This window comes from Ideonella alba (assembly GCF_018069845.1).
GTDB lineage: Bacteria > Pseudomonadota > Gammaproteobacteria > Burkholderiales > Burkholderiaceae_C > Ideonella > Ideonella alba.
Genome location: NZ_JAGQDD010000018.1, coordinates 1 through 16,407, shown reverse-complemented (window position 1 = coordinate 16,407; position 16,407 = coordinate 1). Strand labels below are relative to the sequence as shown.

At 69.2% G+C, this 16,407-nt stretch carries 15 protein-coding genes; 5 read left to right on the top strand and 10 right to left on the bottom strand.

Going from position 1 to position 16,407, the window contains the following annotated elements:
• Nucleotides 1-91: 91 nt before the first annotated feature.
• The 4 genes from sucD to recA all read right to left on the bottom strand — a co-directional run bounded on the left by sucD (nucleotide 92) and on the right by recA (nucleotide 4,046).
• Nucleotides 92-985, bottom strand: coding sequence for a succinate--CoA ligase subunit alpha (gene sucD / locus KAK03_RS19260; RefSeq protein ID WP_210856335.1), 894 nt, complete (start codon nucleotides 983-985; stop codon nucleotides 92-94).
• Nucleotides 986-1,014: 29 nt separating this feature from the next.
• On the bottom strand, nucleotides 1,015-2,175 hold the full coding sequence (sucC, locus tag KAK03_RS19255; protein WP_210856334.1) for an ADP-forming succinate--CoA ligase subunit beta: 1,161 nt from the start codon (nucleotides 2,173-2,175) through the stop codon (nucleotides 1,015-1,017).
• Nucleotides 2,176-2,426: 251 nt separating this feature from the next.
• The gene (locus KAK03_RS19250) at nucleotides 2,427-2,984 is read right to left on the bottom strand and encodes a regulatory protein RecX (RefSeq protein ID WP_247661292.1); all 558 of its coding nucleotides are present in this window, start codon (nucleotides 2,982-2,984) and stop codon (nucleotides 2,427-2,429) included.
• Nucleotides 2,985-3,005: 21 nt separating this feature from the next.
• A complete protein-coding gene (gene recA, locus KAK03_RS19245; protein WP_210856333.1) occupies nucleotides 3,006-4,046 on the bottom strand; it encodes a recombinase RecA in 1,041 nt (346 codons plus the stop codon).
• Between the two features lie 151 nt (nucleotides 4,047-4,197).
• Between recA and KAK03_RS19240 the strand changes: the two genes are divergently transcribed.
• Together KAK03_RS19240 and KAK03_RS19235 are read left to right on the top strand one after the other, a co-directional pair.
• Nucleotides 4,198-4,869 (top strand): response regulator, encoded by a 672-nt coding sequence (locus tag KAK03_RS19240; protein ID WP_210856332.1) that lies wholly within the window; start codon nucleotides 4,198-4,200, stop codon nucleotides 4,867-4,869.
• Nucleotides 4,870-4,895: 26 nt separating this feature from the next.
• Entirely contained in the window at nucleotides 4,896-6,377 is a 1,482-nt protein-coding gene (locus KAK03_RS19235; protein ID WP_210856331.1) for a sensor histidine kinase, read from the top strand.
• A 66-nt stretch (nucleotides 6,378-6,443) separates the two neighbouring features.
• On the opposite strand, the gene KAK03_RS19230 is transcribed toward KAK03_RS19235, so the two are convergent.
• From KAK03_RS19230 to KAK03_RS19205, 6 genes are all read right to left on the bottom strand, one after another.
• Nucleotides 6,444-6,809: a hypothetical protein gene (locus tag KAK03_RS19230; RefSeq protein ID WP_210856330.1), complete on the bottom strand. Its 366-nt coding sequence runs from the start codon at nucleotides 6,807-6,809 to the stop codon at nucleotides 6,444-6,446.
• Between the two features lie 155 nt (nucleotides 6,810-6,964).
• On the bottom strand, nucleotides 6,965-8,119 hold the full coding sequence (rodA, locus tag KAK03_RS19225; protein WP_210856329.1) for a rod shape-determining protein RodA: 1,155 nt from the start codon (nucleotides 8,117-8,119) through the stop codon (nucleotides 6,965-6,967).
• Complete coding sequence (gene mrdA / locus KAK03_RS19220) at nucleotides 8,116-10,179, bottom strand: penicillin-binding protein 2 (RefSeq protein WP_210856328.1); 2,064 nt, start codon at nucleotides 10,177-10,179, stop codon at nucleotides 8,116-8,118. Before mrdA ends, rodA begins: the two co-directional genes overlap by 4 nt.
• A 13-nt stretch (nucleotides 10,180-10,192) precedes the next feature.
• Nucleotides 10,193-10,714, bottom strand: coding sequence for a rod shape-determining protein MreD (gene mreD, locus KAK03_RS19215; RefSeq protein WP_210856327.1), 522 nt, complete (start codon nucleotides 10,712-10,714; stop codon nucleotides 10,193-10,195).
• Nucleotides 10,714-11,634, bottom strand: a complete 921-nt coding sequence (mreC, locus tag KAK03_RS19210) for a rod shape-determining protein MreC (protein ID WP_210856326.1) — start codon at nucleotides 11,632-11,634, stop codon at nucleotides 10,714-10,716. The genes mreD and mreC overlap by 1 nt, the downstream gene beginning before the upstream one ends.
• A gap of 91 nt (nucleotides 11,635-11,725) precedes the next feature.
• Entirely contained in the window at nucleotides 11,726-12,769 is a 1,044-nt protein-coding gene (locus tag KAK03_RS19205; protein ID WP_210856325.1) for a rod shape-determining protein, read from the bottom strand.
• Between the two features lie 307 nt (nucleotides 12,770-13,076).
• Here KAK03_RS19205 and gatC point away from each other — a divergent pair, with 307 nt between their 5' ends.
• Genes gatC through gatB form a run of 3 tightly spaced genes read left to right on the top strand, consistent with a single transcriptional unit; the run spans nucleotide 13,077 to nucleotide 16,313 of the window.
• Nucleotides 13,077-13,376, top strand: a complete 300-nt coding sequence (gene gatC / locus KAK03_RS19200) for an Asp-tRNA(Asn)/Glu-tRNA(Gln) amidotransferase subunit GatC (RefSeq protein ID WP_210856324.1) — start codon at nucleotides 13,077-13,079, stop codon at nucleotides 13,374-13,376.
• A complete protein-coding gene (gene gatA, locus KAK03_RS19195; RefSeq protein WP_210856323.1) occupies nucleotides 13,373-14,863 on the top strand; it encodes an Asp-tRNA(Asn)/Glu-tRNA(Gln) amidotransferase subunit GatA in 1,491 nt (496 codons plus the stop codon). Before gatC ends, gatA begins: the two co-directional genes overlap by 4 nt.
• A 1-nt stretch (nucleotide 14,864) precedes the next feature.
• Nucleotides 14,865-16,313, top strand: a complete 1,449-nt coding sequence (gene gatB, locus KAK03_RS19190) for an Asp-tRNA(Asn)/Glu-tRNA(Gln) amidotransferase subunit GatB (protein WP_210856322.1) — start codon at nucleotides 14,865-14,867, stop codon at nucleotides 16,311-16,313.
• The last annotated feature ends 94 nt before the right edge of the window (nucleotides 16,314-16,407 follow it).

The following is a 16,407-nucleotide window of genomic DNA, read 5'->3' as shown; positions in this document are numbered from 1 at the left end:
CCGCCCTGGGCGGAAGTCTAGCGACTGTGGCGGCCGCCGCCGTACGTACCACTACGCACGGCGCGGCCTGGACACGGTCAGATCTGGCAGATCAGAGCAGGCCCTTGAGCAGGCGGCCCATCTCCGACGGGTTGCGGGTGATCGTGAAGCCGCACTCTTCCATGATGGCGAGCTTGGCATCGGCGGTGTCGGCGCCGCCCGAGATCAGCGCACCGGCGTGGCCCATGCGCTTGCCCGGAGGGGCGGTGACACCGGCGATGAAGCCGACCACCGGCTTCTTCATGTGGGCCTTGACCCAGCGGGCGGCCTCGGCCTCGTCGGGGCCGCCGATCTCGCCGATCATGATCACGGCGTCGGTGTCCGGATCGTCGTTGAAAGCCTTCATCACGTCGATGTGCTTCAGGCCGTTGATCGGGTCGCCACCGATGCCGACGGCGCTGGACTGGCCCAGGCCGATTTCGGTCAGCTGCGCCACCGCTTCATAGGTCAGCGTGCCCGAGCGCGAGACCACGCCGATGCGGCCCTTGCGGTGGATGTGACCGGGCATGATGCCGATCTTGATCTCTTCCGGGGTGATCAGGCCGGGGCAGTTCGGGCCCAGCAGCAGGGTCTTCTTGCCACCGGCGGCTTCCTTGGCCTTCATCTTGTTGCGCACTTCCAGCATGTCCCGCACGGGGATGCCTTCGGTGATGCAGATGGCCAGGTCCAGGTCAGCCTCGACGGCTTCCCAGATCGCGGCTGCGGCGCCGGCGGGCGGCACGTAGATCACCGACACCGTGGCGCCGGTCTGCTGGGCGGCTTCCTTGACGGTGCCGTAGATGGGGATCTCGGAGAACTTCTCGCCCGCCTTCTTGGGGTTCACGCCGGCAACGAAGCAGTTCTTGCCGTTGGCGTAGGCCTGGCAGCCCAGGGTGTGGAACTGACCGGTCTTGCCCGTGATGCCCTGGGTGATGACCTTGGTGTCCTTGTTGATGAAGATCGACATGATGTGTTCCTGGTCGGTTCTGGGCTGGATTACTTGACCGCCTCGACGATCTTCGTCGCAGCTTCGGCCATGGTGTCGGCGGCGATGATGGGCAGGCCGGATTCGGCCAGCATCTTCTTGCCCAGTTCCTCGTTCGTGCCCTTCATGCGCACGACCAGCGGCACCTGCAGGTTGACGGCCTTGCAGGCGGTGATCACGCCTTCGGCGATGGTGTCGCAGCGCATGATGCCGCCGAAGATGTTGACCAGGATGCCCTTGACGTCCGGGTTCTTCAGCATGATCTTGAAGGCCTCGGTGACCTTCTCGGCGGTGGCGCCGCCGCCAACGTCCAGGAAGTTGGCCGGCTCGCCGCCGAACAGCTTGATGGTGTCCATCGTGGCCATGGCCAGGCCGGCGCCGTTGACCAGGCAGCCGATGTTGCCGTCCAGGCTGATGTAGGCCAGGTCGAACTTGGAGGCCTCGACTTCAGCGGGATCCTCTTCGTCCAGATCGCGGTAGGCGACGATCTCGGGGTGACGGAACAGGGCGTTGGCGTCGAAGTTGAACTTGGCGTCCAGGGCGATCAGGTTGCCCTTGGAGTCGCAGTTCAGCGGGTTGATCTCGACCAGCGAGGCGTCCGTCTCCATGTAGCAGCGGTACAGGTTCTGGAACAGCTTGACGGCCTGGTCGTGCGAGCCTGCCGGCAGGCCGACCGCCGCGGCGATCTTGCGTGCCTGGGCGTCACCCAGACCGGTCAGCGGATCGATCACTTCGGTGATGATCTTCTCGGGGGTGCTGTGCGCGACCTCCTCGATGTCCATGCCACCCTCGCTCGAGGCGATGAAGGCCACCTTCTGGCTGGCACGGTCGGTCACGATGGAGACGTAGTACTCCTTCTGGATGTCCGCGCCTTCCTCGATGTACAGACGGCGGACCTTCTGGCCTTCAGCGCCAGTCTGGTGCGTGACCAGCTGCATGCCCAGAATCTGGCCGGCCAGGTCCTTGACGCCGTCGAGCGTCTTGGTGACCTTGACGCCGCCGCCCTTGCCCCGGCCGCCCGCGTGGATCTGGGCCTTCACGACCCAGACCGGACCACCCAGCTTCTGTGCCGCTTCGACGGCCTCTTGCACGTTGAATGCCGGGTAGCCGCGGGGCACCGGCACGTCGAACTGGCGCAGGATTTCCTTGCCTTGGTACTCGTGGATCTTCATGGGAGGCTTGTCGTGGGTTCAGGACGAATGAGCAGGCGTGTCGTTTCACATGACGGAATATCGATGCACACTGCTCGCCGGCGCCGGATTGTGCGGCACTTTTCTGCCAATTGGCTGACGGGTCGACCGCCGGGGTCGGCCCGTCCTCGCCCGGGAAGTGGCAGGTTTCAGGGCGGTTTCAGACCGGCCGGCACTGTAGCACGCATGTTGCGATGCAGCATCTTGCATCGTGAAAGCCGGGCGGGGGCCGTTCAGTCGTCGTCGCGCCCGCCCACGATGCGCCGGATCAGCGCCGGCGCAAAGCCCCGGGCCGCCAGGAAACGCATCTGGCGCGCCCGCTCGGCAGGGTCGGTGGCGGGCTCGCCGAAGCGCTTGCGCCAGACCTCGCGGGCGCGCTCGGCCTCGGTGTCCTTCAGGGCCTGCTGGGTGTCGGCATCGAGCTCGACGCCGTGGCGGGCCAGCTCCTGGCGGATGCGCGCCTGCCCCAGCTTGGGCGCGCGGGCATGGACGCGTGATTCGACGAAGCGCGCGTCGCTCTGGTGGCGGCGTTCGGCCAGCCAGTCGAGCACGGTGTCGACCTCGGCGGCCAGGGCCTCGGGATCGGGTTCGGCGGGGGTGGGTGGCTCGGCAGCGCCGTCGAAGAAGGCCTGCAGTGGATCGGCGGCCCCCCCCAGGGGGTCGGTGGCCGCCCAGAGCGCGCGCTTGCGCGCCTGGGCGAGCAGGCGGCCGCGCAACTCCTGGCGGCTGTACTCACGCCGTGCCAGCAGCGACAGCGCGTAGGCCTTCAGGCCCAGGGGCTCGCGGGCCATGCCGACCGCGCCGGGCGGGGATTACTCGGTGGCCACAGGCGCGGGCAGCAGACGCACGCCCAGCGCCTCGCGAACCTTGTTCTCGATCTCATGGGCGAGGTCGGGGTTCTCCTTCAGGAACTCGCGGGCGTTGTCCTTGCCCTGGCCGATCTTCTCGCCGTTGTACGAGTACCAGGAGCCGGACTTCTCGACGATGCGGGCATTGACGCCCAGGTCGATGATCTCGCCCTCGCGGCTGACGCCTTCGCCATAGAGGATGTCGAACTCGGCCTCCTTGAACGGCGGCGAGACCTTGTTCTTGACGACCTTGACGCGGGTCTCGTTGCCGATGACCTCGTCGCCCTTCTTGATCGAGCCGATGCGGCGGATGTCCAGGCGCACCGAGGAGTAGAACTTCAGCGCATTGCCGCCGGTGGTGGTCTCGGGGCTGCCGAACATCACGCCGATCTTCATGCGGATCTGGTTGATGAAGACCACCATGCAGTTGGACTTCTTGATGGTGGCGGTCAGCTTGCGCAGCGCCTGGCTCATCAGGCGGGCCTGCAGGCCGGGCAGCTGGTCACCCATCTCGCCTTCGATTTCGGCCTTGGGGGTGAGGGCGGCGACCGAGTCGATGATGACCAGGTCCACCGCGCCGGAGCGCACCAGGGAATCGACGATTTCCAGGGCCTGCTCGCCGGTGTCGGGTTGGCTGATCAGCAGCTCCTGCAGGTTCACGCCCAGCTTCTGGGCGTAGCCGGTGTCCAGTGCGTGCTCGGCGTCGATGAAGGCAGCGACGCCGCCGAGCTTCTGCATCTCGGCCACCACCTGCAGCGTGAGGGTGGTCTTGCCCGAGGATTCGGGGCCGTAGATCTCGACCACCCTGCCGCGCGGCAGACCGCCCACGCCCAGCGCGATGTCCAGGCCCAGCGAGCCGGTGGAGACAACCTGGATGTCCTCGACCGCCTCGCCCTCGCCCAGGCGCATGATCGAGCCCTTGCCGAACTGCTTCTCGATCTGGGCCAGCGCGGCCTGCAGGGCCTTGGCCTTTTCCGGGTTGAGGGTCTTGGTGGGCGAGTCCATGGTGATCTCCTGAGTTCGGCGCGATTATGGCAGCAAAGCTGGATATTCGTACAGTACCGGGTGAGTGTCGACAGACAGGGCCCCGGCGCCTGCCTAAAATCGGCTCACCGGCCCGCGCTGGACCATAACGAGAGCCCCGTGGAGACATGCCATGCGCATCCTGATAGCGGAAGATGACCAGGTGCTGGCCGATGGCCTGCTGCGCACGCTGCGCGGCAACGGCTACGCGGTGGACCAAGTCAGCAGCGGCACCGAGGCCGACGCGGCGCTGGCCTCCCACGAGTTCGATCTGGTGATCCTGGACCTGGGCCTGCCGCGGATGCACGGCCTGGAGGTGCTGCGCAAGCTGCGCGGCCGCGGCTCGTCGATGCCGGTGCTGATCCTCACCGCCGCCGATTCGGTCGAGCAGCGCGTCAAGGGGCTGGACCTGGGCGCCGATGACTACATGGCCAAGCCCTTCTCGCTGCAGGAGCTGGAGGCGCGGGTGCGCGCCCTCACCCGCCGCGGGCTGGGCACCGCCTCGAGCGTGATCAAGCATGGCCCGCTGACCTTCGACGCCACCGGCCGCGTGGCCTATATCAACGACCAGATGATCGAGCTCTCGGCACGCGAGATCTCGCTGCTCGAGGTGCTGCTGCAGCGCGCCGGCCGCCTGGTCAGCAAGGACCAGCTGGTGGCGCGCCTGTGCGAGTGGGGCGAAGAGGTCAGCAACAACGCGATCGAGGTCTACATCCACCGCCTGCGCAAGAAGATCGAGCAGGGCCCGATCCGCATCGCCACCGTGCGCGGCCTGGGCTACTGCCTCGAGAAGATCGCCGCGTGACCGGCGTCGCGCGCGGCTGAGCGGGCATGCGCGTCTTTCCGCCCCTGGCTGCCCCGGGCCCGGCCCCGCGCGAACAGCACTCGCTGTTCGGCGAGATCCTCGACTGGATGCTCGCCCCGCTGCTGCTGCTGTGGCCGATGAGCGTGGCACTGACCTGGCTGGTGGCCCAGAACATCGCCGCCCGGCCCTACGACCGCGACCTGGGCCAGCTGACCCGGATGATTGCCCAGCAGATGGCGGTGGAGTCGGTGGCCGCGGCGCCCAATGCGCCGCTGAAGCTGCCCGAATCGGCCGCCGCACTGCTGCGCAGCGATGATGTGGACCGCGTCTACTTCCAGGTCCTGGGGCCGCGCGGCGAGCTGTTGGCGGGTGACCGCGAACTGCCGCCGCCGGAACTTGATCGCCTGGTGGTGGGCGAGCTGGCCTTCCGCGACGAATCACTGCAGAACGAGTCGGTGCGCATCGCCGCGCTGCGTCCCGGCAGCCACCCGCGGGTGCTGCTGGTGCAGGTGGCCGAGACGCTGGACAAGCGCTCGCGCCTGGCCACCGAGATCATCAAGGGCGTGATCCTGCCGCAGTTCGTGATCCTGCCGCTGGCGGTGCTGCTGGTGTGGTTTGCGCTGGCGCGCGGCATCGCCCCGCTGAACCAGCTGCAGCAGCGCATCCGCCAGCGCGAGAGCGGCGACCTGAGCCCGATCGACGAACACGACGCGCCCGAGGAGGTGGCGCCGCTGGTGCGCTCGATCAACGACCTGCTGGCCCGGCTGGACCAGTCGATGGCCACCCACAAGCATTTCCTGGCCGACGCCGCGCACCAGCTGAAGACGCCGCTGGCCGGCCTGCGCACCCAGGCCGAGTTGGCGCAGCGGGAGATCGACGCTGGCTCCGACCCGAAGTCGGTCAAGCGCTCGCTGCAGCAGATCTCGCTGAGCAGCCAGCGCGCCGCCCACATGGTCAACCAGCTGCTGTCCATGGCGCGCGCCGAGGACCAGGAGCAGGCCCGGCGCCAGCAGGCCTACAGCCTGGTGCGCCTGGCCACCGAGACCGTGCAGGATTTCGTGCCCAAGGCCATGGACAAGCGCATCGACCTGGGCTACGAAGGGCCGGACAGCGCCGACGGCGCGCCGCGCCTGACCGGTCAGCCGCTGCTGGTGCGCGAGGCGATCCGCAACCTGGTCGACAACGCGCTGCAGTACACGCCCGAGGGCGGCACGGTCACGGTGCGCATCACGCCCGACCCCTTTGGCCAGGTGGTGGTGCTGGAGGTCGAGGACAATGGCCCGGGCATCCCCGAGGGCGAGCGCGAGCTGGTGCTGCAGCCCTTCTACCGGGCGCTGGGCACCGAGGTGGATGGCAGCGGCCTGGGACTGGCCATCGTCAAGGAGATCGCCGAGCGGCATGGCGCCGAGCTGAGCATCTCGGCGGCGCGGCTGGCGCCGGCGGGCGAGCGGCCGGGCGCGCGCTTCACGCTGCGCTTTCCGCTCAGCCTGGACGAGGCCGCCCCATGAAAAACGCCCGGCCAAGGCCGGGCGGGTGTTCATGCACCAGACCGCCTGCGGCGGCCGTGCAGGGCATTACTGGCCGGTGGCCTTGCCGCCCGGGGCGCGCGCAGCCAGCGCGTTCGAGAAGGTGCCCGATTGCAGCACGCTGCCGTCCGGCGCGTAGATGGTCCACACGCTGGTGTCCGTCTGCAGGACGTAGATGTGGTTGGGCACGTGGTTCAGGCTCAGCGTGTAGGCCTTGCCCTGGACCTTGACCTTGCCGGTCGTGCCAACGGCGGCGCCGTTGACGCAGCCGGTCTCGGTGCCGAAGGCGATGCCGTTGACAACCGACACGCTGACGCCGTCGCAGAAGCCGTCAAACATGACGTTCAGGCCAGCAGCGTGGGAGAAGGAGGTCAGGGCGGCGAGCGACAGGCCCAGGATCATCTTGGTCTTCATGCGTTACTCCGTTGGGTAAGACTGCACGGCTTGTGCAGGTGCCGGCATGGTGCGCTGTGGCCCTCCCGGACGACATCCCAAGGCCTGGGGGGGCACATCTCCAGGAGAATGTCGCCGCGCAGCGCCTGTCGCTCGAACGGGCGACAGGCGGGCGCTCAGCTCTGCATCAGGCGTCGGCTGCGGGCGATCGACATCAGCATGCCCAGCGCCAGCCCCAGCGTGGTCATGGCGGTACCGCCGTAGCTGATGAAGGGCAGCGGAATGCCCACCACCGGCAGAATGCCGCTGACCATGCCCATGTTGACCATGGCGTAAGTGAAGATCGACAGCGTGATCGCCCCGGCCAGCAGGCGGGTGAACAGCGTGGGCGCCTCGGCGGCGATCGTCAGGCCGCGCAGCAGCACGAAGCTGAAGGTGGCGATCAACGTCAGCACGCCCAGCAGGCCGAACTCCTCGGCGAACGCGGCGAAGATGAAGTCGGTGGTGCGCTCGGGGATGAACTCGAGGTGGGTCTGCGTGCCCTGCATCAGGCCCTTGCCGGTCAGGCCGCCCGAGCCGATCGCGATCATCCCCTGGATGATGTGGAAACCCTTGCCCAGCGGGTCCTTGCTGGGGTCGAGCAGGGTGCACACGCGGTGCTTCTGGTAGTCGCGCAGCAGCGGCCATTTCACGTCGGGCTCGCAGATCGCGTCGCCAAAGGTGACCAGCGCCGCGATGCCCACCGCCGCCGCCAGCACCACCGGCACGATCAGCCGCCAGGACAGGCCGGCGAAGAAGATCACGTACAGGCCGCCACTGAGGATCAGGATGGCCGTGCCCAGGTCGGGCTGCTTGACCACCAGCCCCACCGGCACCAGCAGCAGCACGCCGGCAGCGATGAAATCCAGCGTGCGCAACTGCCCCTCGCGTTTCTGGAACCACCAGGCCAGCATCAGCGGCATCGCCAGCTTCAGGATCTCGCTGGGTTGGATCACGATGCCCAGGTTCAGCCAGCGCGTCGCGCCCTTCTTGGTGATGCCGAACAGCGCGGTGGCGACCAGCAGCGCCAGGCCCAGCGTGTACAGCGGCACCGCCAGCTGCATCAGGCGCTGCGGCGAGACCTGCGCCACCGCGAACAGCACCAGGCCGGCGATCAGCATGTTGCGGCCGTGGTCGACAAAGCGGGTGCCGTGGTCGAAGCCGGCCGAATACATCGTCACCATGCCCAGCACCGCCAGTACCAGCAGGCCCAGCATCAGCGGCAGGTCAAAGCCGCTGAACACCGGCCGCAGGCGCTGCCACAGCGACGGCCGCTCGAACACCACGCTCATCGTGCACCTCCGCTGGCCGCACCCGCCGGGGGCGCCGACGCTGACGACGCTGCCGACACCGGCGCCGGCGGCGCCGAAGCGGCCGGGCCCGCCACCAGCAGCGAGGCGTTGCTGGCGGTGGGCAGCGGCACGTTGTCGACCGCACGGCTCGGGCCGGTCGGTGCCGCCGACTGGCCCTTCTGGGTGGCGGCGATGTCGTCGGCGTTGGGGTACTGGCCCAGCAGCACGTAGTCGAACACCCGGCGCGCGATGGGCGCCGCGGCGGCCGCGCCCCAACCGGCGTTCTCGACGATCAGCGCCAGCGCGATGCGCGGCTGCTCCAGCGGCGCGAAGGCCACGTACAGCGAGTGGTCGCGCAGGTGCTCGGCCACGCGCGCGGCGCTGTACTTCTCGTTCTGGCGGATGCCCACCGCCTGCGCGGTGCCGGTCTTGCCGCCGCTTTGGTAGGGCGCGCCGGCGAAGACGCGGGCCGAGGTGCCGCCGATCGTCACGCCGTTCATCGCCTGCAGCACCACCTGCACCTGCTCGGGGCGCAGCGGCAGCGGCTCCAGCGTCTTCTTCTCGACCGGATGGCGCTCGCGCGAGACCAGATCCTCGACCTCGCGCACCAGCCGCGGCTCGAAGCGCTGGCCGCCCGAGGCCAGCGTGGCCATGGCGCTGGCCATCTGCAGCATCGTGAAGCTGTTGTAGCCCTGGCCGATGCCCAGCGAGATCGTCTCGCCGGCATACCACTTGCGCTGCTCGGGGCGCTTGTAGGTGCGGCGCTTCCACTCGGTGGACGGCAGGATGCCGGTGACCTCGCCCTCCAGGTCGATGCCGGTGCGCCGGCCGAAGCCGAAGGGCGAGAGCTGGTCATGGATCAGGTCCACCCCCATCTCGTTGGCCAGCGTGTAGTAGTAGACGTTGCTCGACTCGACGATCGAGCGGCGCATGTCCATCGCGCCGCCGCGCTCGTTCTCGGGGCTGCCGTAGCGGTGGCCGCCGAACATGAAATAGCCCGGGTCGTTGATGATCACCGAGGGGCTGCGCTTGCCCGAGTTCAGCGCGGCGATCGCCATGAAGGGCTTGTAGGTCGAGCCCGGCGGGTAGGTGCCGCGCAGCGCACGGTTGAGCAGCGGCTTGTCAATCGACTCGTTGAGCTCGCGCCAGTTCTCGACGTCGATGCCGTCGACGAACAGGTTGGGGTCGAAGGTGGGCTTGCTGACGAAGGCCAGCACCTCGCCGTTGCGCGGATCGATCGCCACCAGCGCACCGCGGCGGCTGCCGTAGAGCTCCTCGATCAGCGCCTGCAGCTTGATGTCGATCGACAGCACCAGGGTGTTGCCCGGCGTGGCCGGCAGGCTGTCCAGGCGGCGCACCGCGCGGCCGCCGGCCGAGGTCTCGATCTGCTCGAAGCCGGTGGTGCCGTGCAGCTGGCTCTCGTAGGCCTGTTCCAGGCCCAGCTTGCCGATGTACTCGGTGCCGCGGTAGTTGGCCTGGGTCTCCTCGTCCCAGTCCTCCATGGCCTGCTTCTCGGCCTGGTTGATGCGGCCGATGTAGCCGATCAGGTGGCTGGCCAGCTCGCCGTAGGGGTAGTTGCGGAACAGCCGCGCCTTCACGTCGACGCCGGGGAAGCGGTAGCGCTGCGCCATGAAGCGCGCCAGCTCCTCGTCGGTCAGGCGGTTGCGGATGGGCAGCGACTCGAAGCTCTTGCTCTCGTCGAGCTGGCGCTTGAAGCGGCGGCGGTCGCGCGGCTGGATGTCGATGAACTCGGCCAGCGCATTGATCGTGGCCTCCAGGTCATCGACCTTGGAAGGCGTGATCTCCAGCGTGTAGGCGGTGTAGTTGGTGGCCAGCACCACGCCGTTGCGGTCGATGATTCGGCCGCGGTTGGGCACGATCGGCACCACCGCGATGCGGTTGTTCTCGGCCCGCGTGGACAGCTCCTCGTGGCGCAGCACCTGCAGGTAGACCAGGCGCGCCACCAGCAGCGAGAAGCCGATCAGCACGAAGGCCGCGGCGGCGAACACGCGCAGCCGGAAGCGGTCCAGCTCGCGCTCGAGGTTCCGCAACTCTGTCATGCGCGCAGGCGCCTCACAGCGGCCGGTTCTCGTCCGGGTCCGGCGGACGGCGCTGCGGCGCCAGCAGCAGCCAGCTGGCCACCGGCCACAGCAGGGCCTCGGCCACCGGCGCCAGCAGCAGGCTCCAGCCGGGCAGGCCGTCGCCGGCGGCCAGGCGCACCAGCAGCGTCACCAGGTGGGCGGCGGCGAACAGCGGCAGCACGTGCAGCACCTGCTCGGCCAGGCTGAACCACAGCACGCGACGGTGGATGGTGATGGCCAGGAAGGACAGCAGCGTGTAGGCCAGCGCATGCTGGCCCAGCAACGCGCCCTGGTGCACGTCGACCAGCAGGCCGAAGACGAAGGCGGCGATCACCCCCACGCGGCGCGGCTGGTGCACGTTCCAGAACACCAGCACCAGCGCCACCAGGTCGGGCAGCGCCGGGTGCGGGCCCAGCGGCACCATGTTCAGCAGCAGCGCCATCACCAGCGTGAACCACAGGAAGACGGGGTTGACCGGCAGCAGCAGCTGGTCCGAGCCACGCGGCATGATCATCAGCGGCGCCCTCCCCGGTGCGGCTTGGACGCGCCCCGCTCGGGCTCGGGCGGCTGCGGCCGCGGCGGCTGCTGCGCCGCCAGCGGCTCCAGCACCAGCACGTGGCGCACGCCGTCGGGCAGCGCGGTGGGCGCCAGCGTGATGCGGGCGAAGGCCGAGTCGCTGCGCCGGTCCACCGCGGTGACGCGCGCCACCTGCAGGCCCGAGGGATAGACGCCATCGACGCCGCTGGTGGTCAGCACGTCGCCGGTCTGCACATCGTCGTTGCCGGCCATGAAGCGCAGCTCCATGGTGTGGCCGGTGCCGCTGCCGAAGGCGGCGCTGCGGTGCTCGGTGCGGGCATTGAGCACGGGGATCGCGGCGTCCTTGTCGACCAGCAGGGTCACCTCGGACGACAGCGGGTAGACGCGGGTCACCTGGCCCAGCACGCCGTCCTCGTTGATCACCGGCGAGCCGGCGACGATGCCGTGCTGGCTGCCGCGGTCCAGGAAGACCTTGCGCGAGAACGGATCGGGCGCCTCGTAGAGCACCTCGGCCGCCTGCGACCTGACGGTGACCGCCGGGCGCAGCTCCAGCAGCGCGCGCAGGCGCTCGTTCTCCTGCGTCAGGCGCTCGACGCGTGAGGAGCGCTCGGCCTGCTGGGCCAGCCGCGCCTCCAGCGTCTGCACCTGGCCCAGCGCGGCCTGCAGGCCGCCGGCATAGTCCAGCGCCGCACGCCAGCCCGCCACCGGCAGGTCGAGCAGGCGCACCGCCGGCAGCAGCAGCGTGGCCATGGCGGCGCGCAGCGGCTGGGTCATCGTGAAGCGGGCGTCGGCCGCCATCAGGAACAGCGCCAGCGCCGTGCACAGCACCAGCTTCGTCAGGGCCGAGGGGCCCTGGCGGAAGAAGGGTGGCGGGGTGCGGTCGAGGGTGCCCAGCATGCTGCCTCAGGCGCGGTTCGGGGGGCGGGGGTGGAAGCGAAGAAGCCGGCCCCGTGTGTGACGTGCCGGCTCCTGCATCGGGGGCTGCGCCTTATTCGCTGGTGAAGATCGAGCCCAGGCGCTCCATGCGCTCCAGCGCCATGCCACAGCCGCGCACCACGCAGGTCAGCGGGTCCTCGGCCACCAGCACCGGCAGGCCGGTTTCCTCGGCCAGCAGGCGGTCCAGGTCGCGCAGCAGCGCGCCACCGCCGGTGAGCATCATGCCGCGCTCGGCGATGTCGGCGCCCAGCTCCGGCGGGGTCTGCTCCAGCGCGTTCTTGACCGCGCTGACGATCTGGTTGAGCGGGTCAGTCAGGGCTTCGAGGATCTCGTTGGACGAGATCGTGAAGCTGCGCGGCACGCCTTCGGAGAGGTTGCGGCCCTTGACCTCCATCTCCTTGACCTCGGAGCCGGGGAAGGCGCTGCCGATCTGCTTCTTGATGGCCTCGGCGGTGGGCTCGCCGATCAGCATGCCGTAGTTGCGGCGGATGTAGTTGATGATGGCTTCGTCGAACTTGTCGCCGCCCACGCGGACCGAGCCCTTGTAGACCATGCCGCCCAGGCTGATGACGCCCACCTCGGTGGTGCCGCCGCCGATGTCCACCACCATCGAGCCCGAGGCTTCCGACACCGGCAGGCCGGCGCCGATCGCGGCGGCCATCGGCTCCTCGATCAGGTAGACCTCGCTGGCACCGGCGCCCAGCGCCGATTCGCGGATCGCACGGCGCTCGACCTGGGTGGAGCCGCAGGGCACGCAGATGATGATCCGCGGGCTGGGCTTGAGCACCGAGCGCGGATGGACCATCTTGATGAACTGCTTGAGCATCTGCTCGGTCACCGTGAAGTCGGCGATCACGCCGTCCTTCATCGGGCGGATGGCCTCGATGTTGCCGGGCACCTTGCCCAGCATGGCCTTGGCCTCGTGGCCCACGGCCTGGATGGTCTTCTTGCCGCTCGGGCCGCCCTCGTGGCGGATCGAGACGACCGAGGGTTCATCCAGGACGATGCCCTTGCCGCGCACGTAGATCAGCGTGTTGGCGGTGCCCAGGTCGATGGCGAGGTCGGTGGAGAAATAGCGGCGCAGCGAAGCGAACATGAAACAGGCGTCAGGTCAGGGCGGCCCCGAGGCGAACCCCTGCAGCCTCTTCGGGCAGCACAGCGGGTCCATCGGCCAGGGGGCGATGCATGAATCGGGTGGGGCGGCAATGGTGGCTGTCGGCCGGCGATACGACATTGCCGGCACCCGCGCCACGGGCGGTTGTGGATAACCGGAGATAATACCGCATCACCCCCTGCTCACCCGGGGCGGCTGCCCGATTTTTACGCACGGCAACCGGCACTTTCCGGCGGTTTCCAGGCCACACAGGGCCGGACCGCCAGGCGCCAATTCACCCGCATCGACCATGGCACTCTCTCCCGAGGACGTGGACCGCATCGCCCACCTCGCGCGGCTGGAACTCTCCAGCGCCGAGCAGCAGGCGATGCTCACGCAACTCAACGGCTTCTTCGACATCGTCGCGCAGATGGGCGCGGTGGACACCAGCGGTGTCGAGCCCCTGTTCACCCCGCTGTCGGCGGCGATGGACGTGCACCTGCGCCTGCGCGAGGACGCCGTCACCGAGCCCAACCAGCGCGAGGCCAACCAGCGCAGCGCCCCGGCCGTCGAGAACGGCCTGTTCCTCGTGCCCAAGGTGATCGAATGAGCGCGCCGCTGCACACCCTGGGCGTGGCCGCCGCGTCGCGCGCGCTGGCGGCGGGCGAGGCTTCCAGCGTCGAGCTGACCACCGCGCTGCTGGACCGCGCCGAAGCGCATGCGCAGCTGGGCGCCTTCCTGCACCTGGACCGCGACAGCGCGCTGGCCGCCGCGCAGGCCGCCGACGCGGCGCGTGCCGCCGGCCAGGCCGGGCCGCTGACCGGCGTGCCGATCGCCCACAAGGACATCTTCGTCACCGCCGACATGCCCACCACCGCGGGCTCGAAGATGCTGGCGGGTTACCGCAGCCCCTTCGATGCCACCGTGGTGGCCCGCCTGAAGGCCGCCGGCACGGTGAGCCTGGGCAAGCTGAACTGTGACGAGTTCGCGATGGGCTCGGCCAACGAGAACTCCGCCTTCCAGCCGGTGAAGAACCCCTGGGACACCACCCGGGTGCCCGGCGGCTCCTCGGGGGGTTCCGCCGCCGCGGTGGCCGCGCGCCTGATTCCGGCCGCCACCGGCACCGACACCGGCGGCTCGATCCGCCAGCCGGCCAGCTTCTCGGGCCTGACCGGCATCAAGCCCACCTACGGCGTGTGCAGCCGCTACGGCATGATCGCCTTCGCCTCCAGCCTGGATCAGGCCGGCCCGATGGCGCGCAGTGCCGAGGACTGCGCGATGCTGCTGTCGGCGATGGCCGGTTTTGACGAGCGCGACAGCACCAGCGCCGAGCGCCCCGCGCCCGACTACCTGGCACTGATGAACACGCCGCGCGCCGGGGCCACCGCCTCGCAGCCGCTCAAGGGCCTGCGCATCGGCCTGCCGGCCGAGTTCTTCCCGGCGGCGCTGGCCGCCGACGTGAACGGCGCGGTGCGCGCCGCGCTGGCCCAGCTCGAGGCGCTCGGCGCCACCCTGGTGGATGTGAGCCTGCCGCGCACCGAGCTGTCCATTCCCGTCTACTACATCATCGCCCCCGCGGAGGCCAGCTCCAACCTGAGCCGCTTTGACGGCGTCAAGTTCGGCCACCGCGCCGCGCGCTACGACGACCTGCTGGACATGTACCGCAAGACCCGCGCCGAGGGCTTCGGTGCCGAGGTCAAGCGCCGCATCATGATCGGCACCTACGTGCTGAGCCATGGGTACTACGACGCCTACTACCTGCAGGCGCAGAAGCTGCGCCGCATGATCGCCGACGACTTCCAGCGCTGCTTCACGCAGTGCGATGTCATCGCCGGCCCGGTGGCGCCCACGGTGGCCTGGCACATCGGCGAGCAGGGCGGCGATCCGCTGCAGGCCTACCTGGCCGACATCTTCACGCTGCCCGCCAGCCTGGCCGGCCTGCCCGGCATGAGCGTGCCCGCCGGCTTCGGCGCGGGCGGCATGCCGGTCGGTCTTCAGCTGATCGGCAACTACTTCCAGGAAGGCACCTTGCTGCACGCCGCGAACGCGCTGCAGCAGGTCACCGATGTCCACCTCCGCACCCCGGAGGGCTTCTGAGATGACAACGCCCCAACTCGTGCGTGGCTACGAGGTCGTGATCGGCCTGGAGAACCACGTCCAGCTGTCCACCCAGTCCAAGATCTTCAGCGGCAGCGCCACCGCCTTCGGCGCCGAGCCCAACACCCAGGCCAGCCCGGTCGATCTGGCGCTGCCCGGCACGCTGCCGGTGCTCAACCGCGCCGCGGTGGAGCGGGCCATCCGCTTCGGTCTGGCGGTGGGCGCCAAGGTGGCGCCGCTCAGCATCTTTGCCCGCAAGAACTACTTCTACCCCGACCTGCCCAAGGGCTACCAGATCAGCCAGTTCGAGATCCCGGTGGTGCAGGGCGGCCACGTCGAGTTCTTCGTCGGCGAGACGAAGAAGACGGTCCGCCTGACGCGCGCCCACCTGGAAGAAGACGCGGGCAAGAGCCTGCACGAGGACTTCCACGGCCAGTCGGGGATCGACCTGAACCGCGCCGGCACGCCGCTGCTGGAGATCGTCTCCGAGCCCGACATGCGCTCGGCCCAGGAGGCGGTGGAATACGCCCGCACGCTGCACGCGCTGGTGATGTGGCTGGGCATCTGCGACGGCAACATGCAGGAGGGCTCGTTCCGCTGCGATGTGAACGTGTCGGTGCGCAAGCCCGGCGCGCCCTACGGCACGCGGCGCGAGATCAAGAACCTCAACAGCTTCCGCTTCCTGGTGGATGCGGTCAACTACGAGGTCAACTGGCAGATCGACGAGATCGAGGACGGCCGCAGCATCCAGCAGGCCACGGTGCTCTACAACCCCGACAAGGGCGAGACCCGGGCGATGCGCAGCAAGGAAGACTCGGCCGACTACCGCTACTTCCCCGACCCCGACCTGCCACCGCTGGTGATTGCCTCCGAGTGGGTGGAGCGTGTGAAGGGCGAGATGCCCGAGCTGCCCCGCGCGATGGCCGAGCGCTTCGTCGCCCAGGACGGCCTGCCGGCCTACGACGCGACGATGATGACGCAGAGCCTGGCCTTCGCCCGCTACTACGAGGCCGCGCGCGACGCCTGCCGCCAGCCCAAACTGGTGGCCAACTGGCTGATGGGCGAGGTGAGCAAGCGCCTGAACACCGAAGGCCGCGACATCGCCGACGCCCCGGTGGCCCCCGCCACGCTGGCCGCGCTGATCAGCCGCATCCAGGACGGCACGATCAGCAACAACGCCGCCAAGCAGGTGTTCGAGGCACTGTGGTCGGGCGATGCCTCGGGCGTCGACGCGATCATCGAGGCCAAGGGCCTGAAGCAGATGAACGACACCGGCGCGCTCGAAGCCATCGTCGCCGAGGTCATCGCCGCCAACCCGAAGTCGGTCGAGGAGTACAAGGCCGGCAAGGACAAGGCCTTCAACGCCCTGGTCGGCCAGGTCATGAAGGCCTCCAAGGGCAAGGCCAACCCGGCGCAGGCCAGCGAGCTGCTGAAGGCCAAGCTCAACTGAACGCGGACGGCGGCTTGCTGCCCACAGCGGCCGTAGGCCGCTGTGGGCCAACGCGCTACGCCAACCGTGCCGCCAAGGGCTGGGCAGGCAGGCA

Excerpts from the sequence above, each read along its gene's own strand:
- mreD (WP_210856327.1), bottom strand. The coding sequence starts at position 10,714 with ATGATCATGCCGCGTGGCTCGGACCAGCTGCTGCTGCCGGTCAACCCC.
- sucD (WP_210856335.1), bottom strand. The coding sequence starts at position 985 with ATGTCGATCTTCATCAACAAGGACACCAAGGTCATCACCCAGGGCATC.
- mrdA (WP_210856328.1), bottom strand. The coding sequence starts at position 10,179 with ATGACAGAGTTGCGGAACCTCGAGCGCGAGCTGGACCGCTTCCGGCTG.
- KAK03_RS19240 (WP_210856332.1), top strand. The coding sequence starts at position 4,198 with ATGCGCATCCTGATAGCGGAAGATGACCAGGTGCTGGCCGATGGCCTG.
- gatA (WP_210856323.1), top strand. The coding sequence starts at position 13,373 with ATGAGCGCGCCGCTGCACACCCTGGGCGTGGCCGCCGCGTCGCGCGCG.
- KAK03_RS19235 (WP_210856331.1), top strand. The coding sequence starts at position 4,896 with ATGCGCGTCTTTCCGCCCCTGGCTGCCCCGGGCCCGGCCCCGCGCGAA.
- recA (WP_210856333.1), bottom strand. The coding sequence starts at position 4,046 with ATGGACTCGCCCACCAAGACCCTCAACCCGGAAAAGGCCAAGGCCCTG.
- sucC (WP_210856334.1), bottom strand. The coding sequence starts at position 2,175 with ATGAAGATCCACGAGTACCAAGGCAAGGAAATCCTGCGCCAGTTCGAC.
- gatC (WP_210856324.1), top strand. The coding sequence starts at position 13,077 with ATGGCACTCTCTCCCGAGGACGTGGACCGCATCGCCCACCTCGCGCGG.
- rodA (WP_210856329.1), bottom strand. The coding sequence starts at position 8,119 with ATGAGCGTGGTGTTCGAGCGGCCGTCGCTGTGGCAGCGCCTGCGGCCG.
- KAK03_RS19205 (WP_210856325.1), bottom strand. The coding sequence starts at position 12,769 with ATGTTCGCTTCGCTGCGCCGCTATTTCTCCACCGACCTCGCCATCGAC.
- KAK03_RS19230 (WP_210856330.1), bottom strand. The coding sequence starts at position 6,809 with ATGAAGACCAAGATGATCCTGGGCCTGTCGCTCGCCGCCCTGACCTCC.
- KAK03_RS19250 (WP_247661292.1), bottom strand. The coding sequence starts at position 2,984 with ATGGCCCGCGAGCCCCTGGGCCTGAAGGCCTACGCGCTGTCGCTGCTG.
- gatB (WP_210856322.1), top strand. The coding sequence starts at position 14,865 with ATGACAACGCCCCAACTCGTGCGTGGCTACGAGGTCGTGATCGGCCTG.
- mreC (WP_210856326.1), bottom strand. The coding sequence starts at position 11,634 with ATGCTGGGCACCCTCGACCGCACCCCGCCACCCTTCTTCCGCCAGGGC.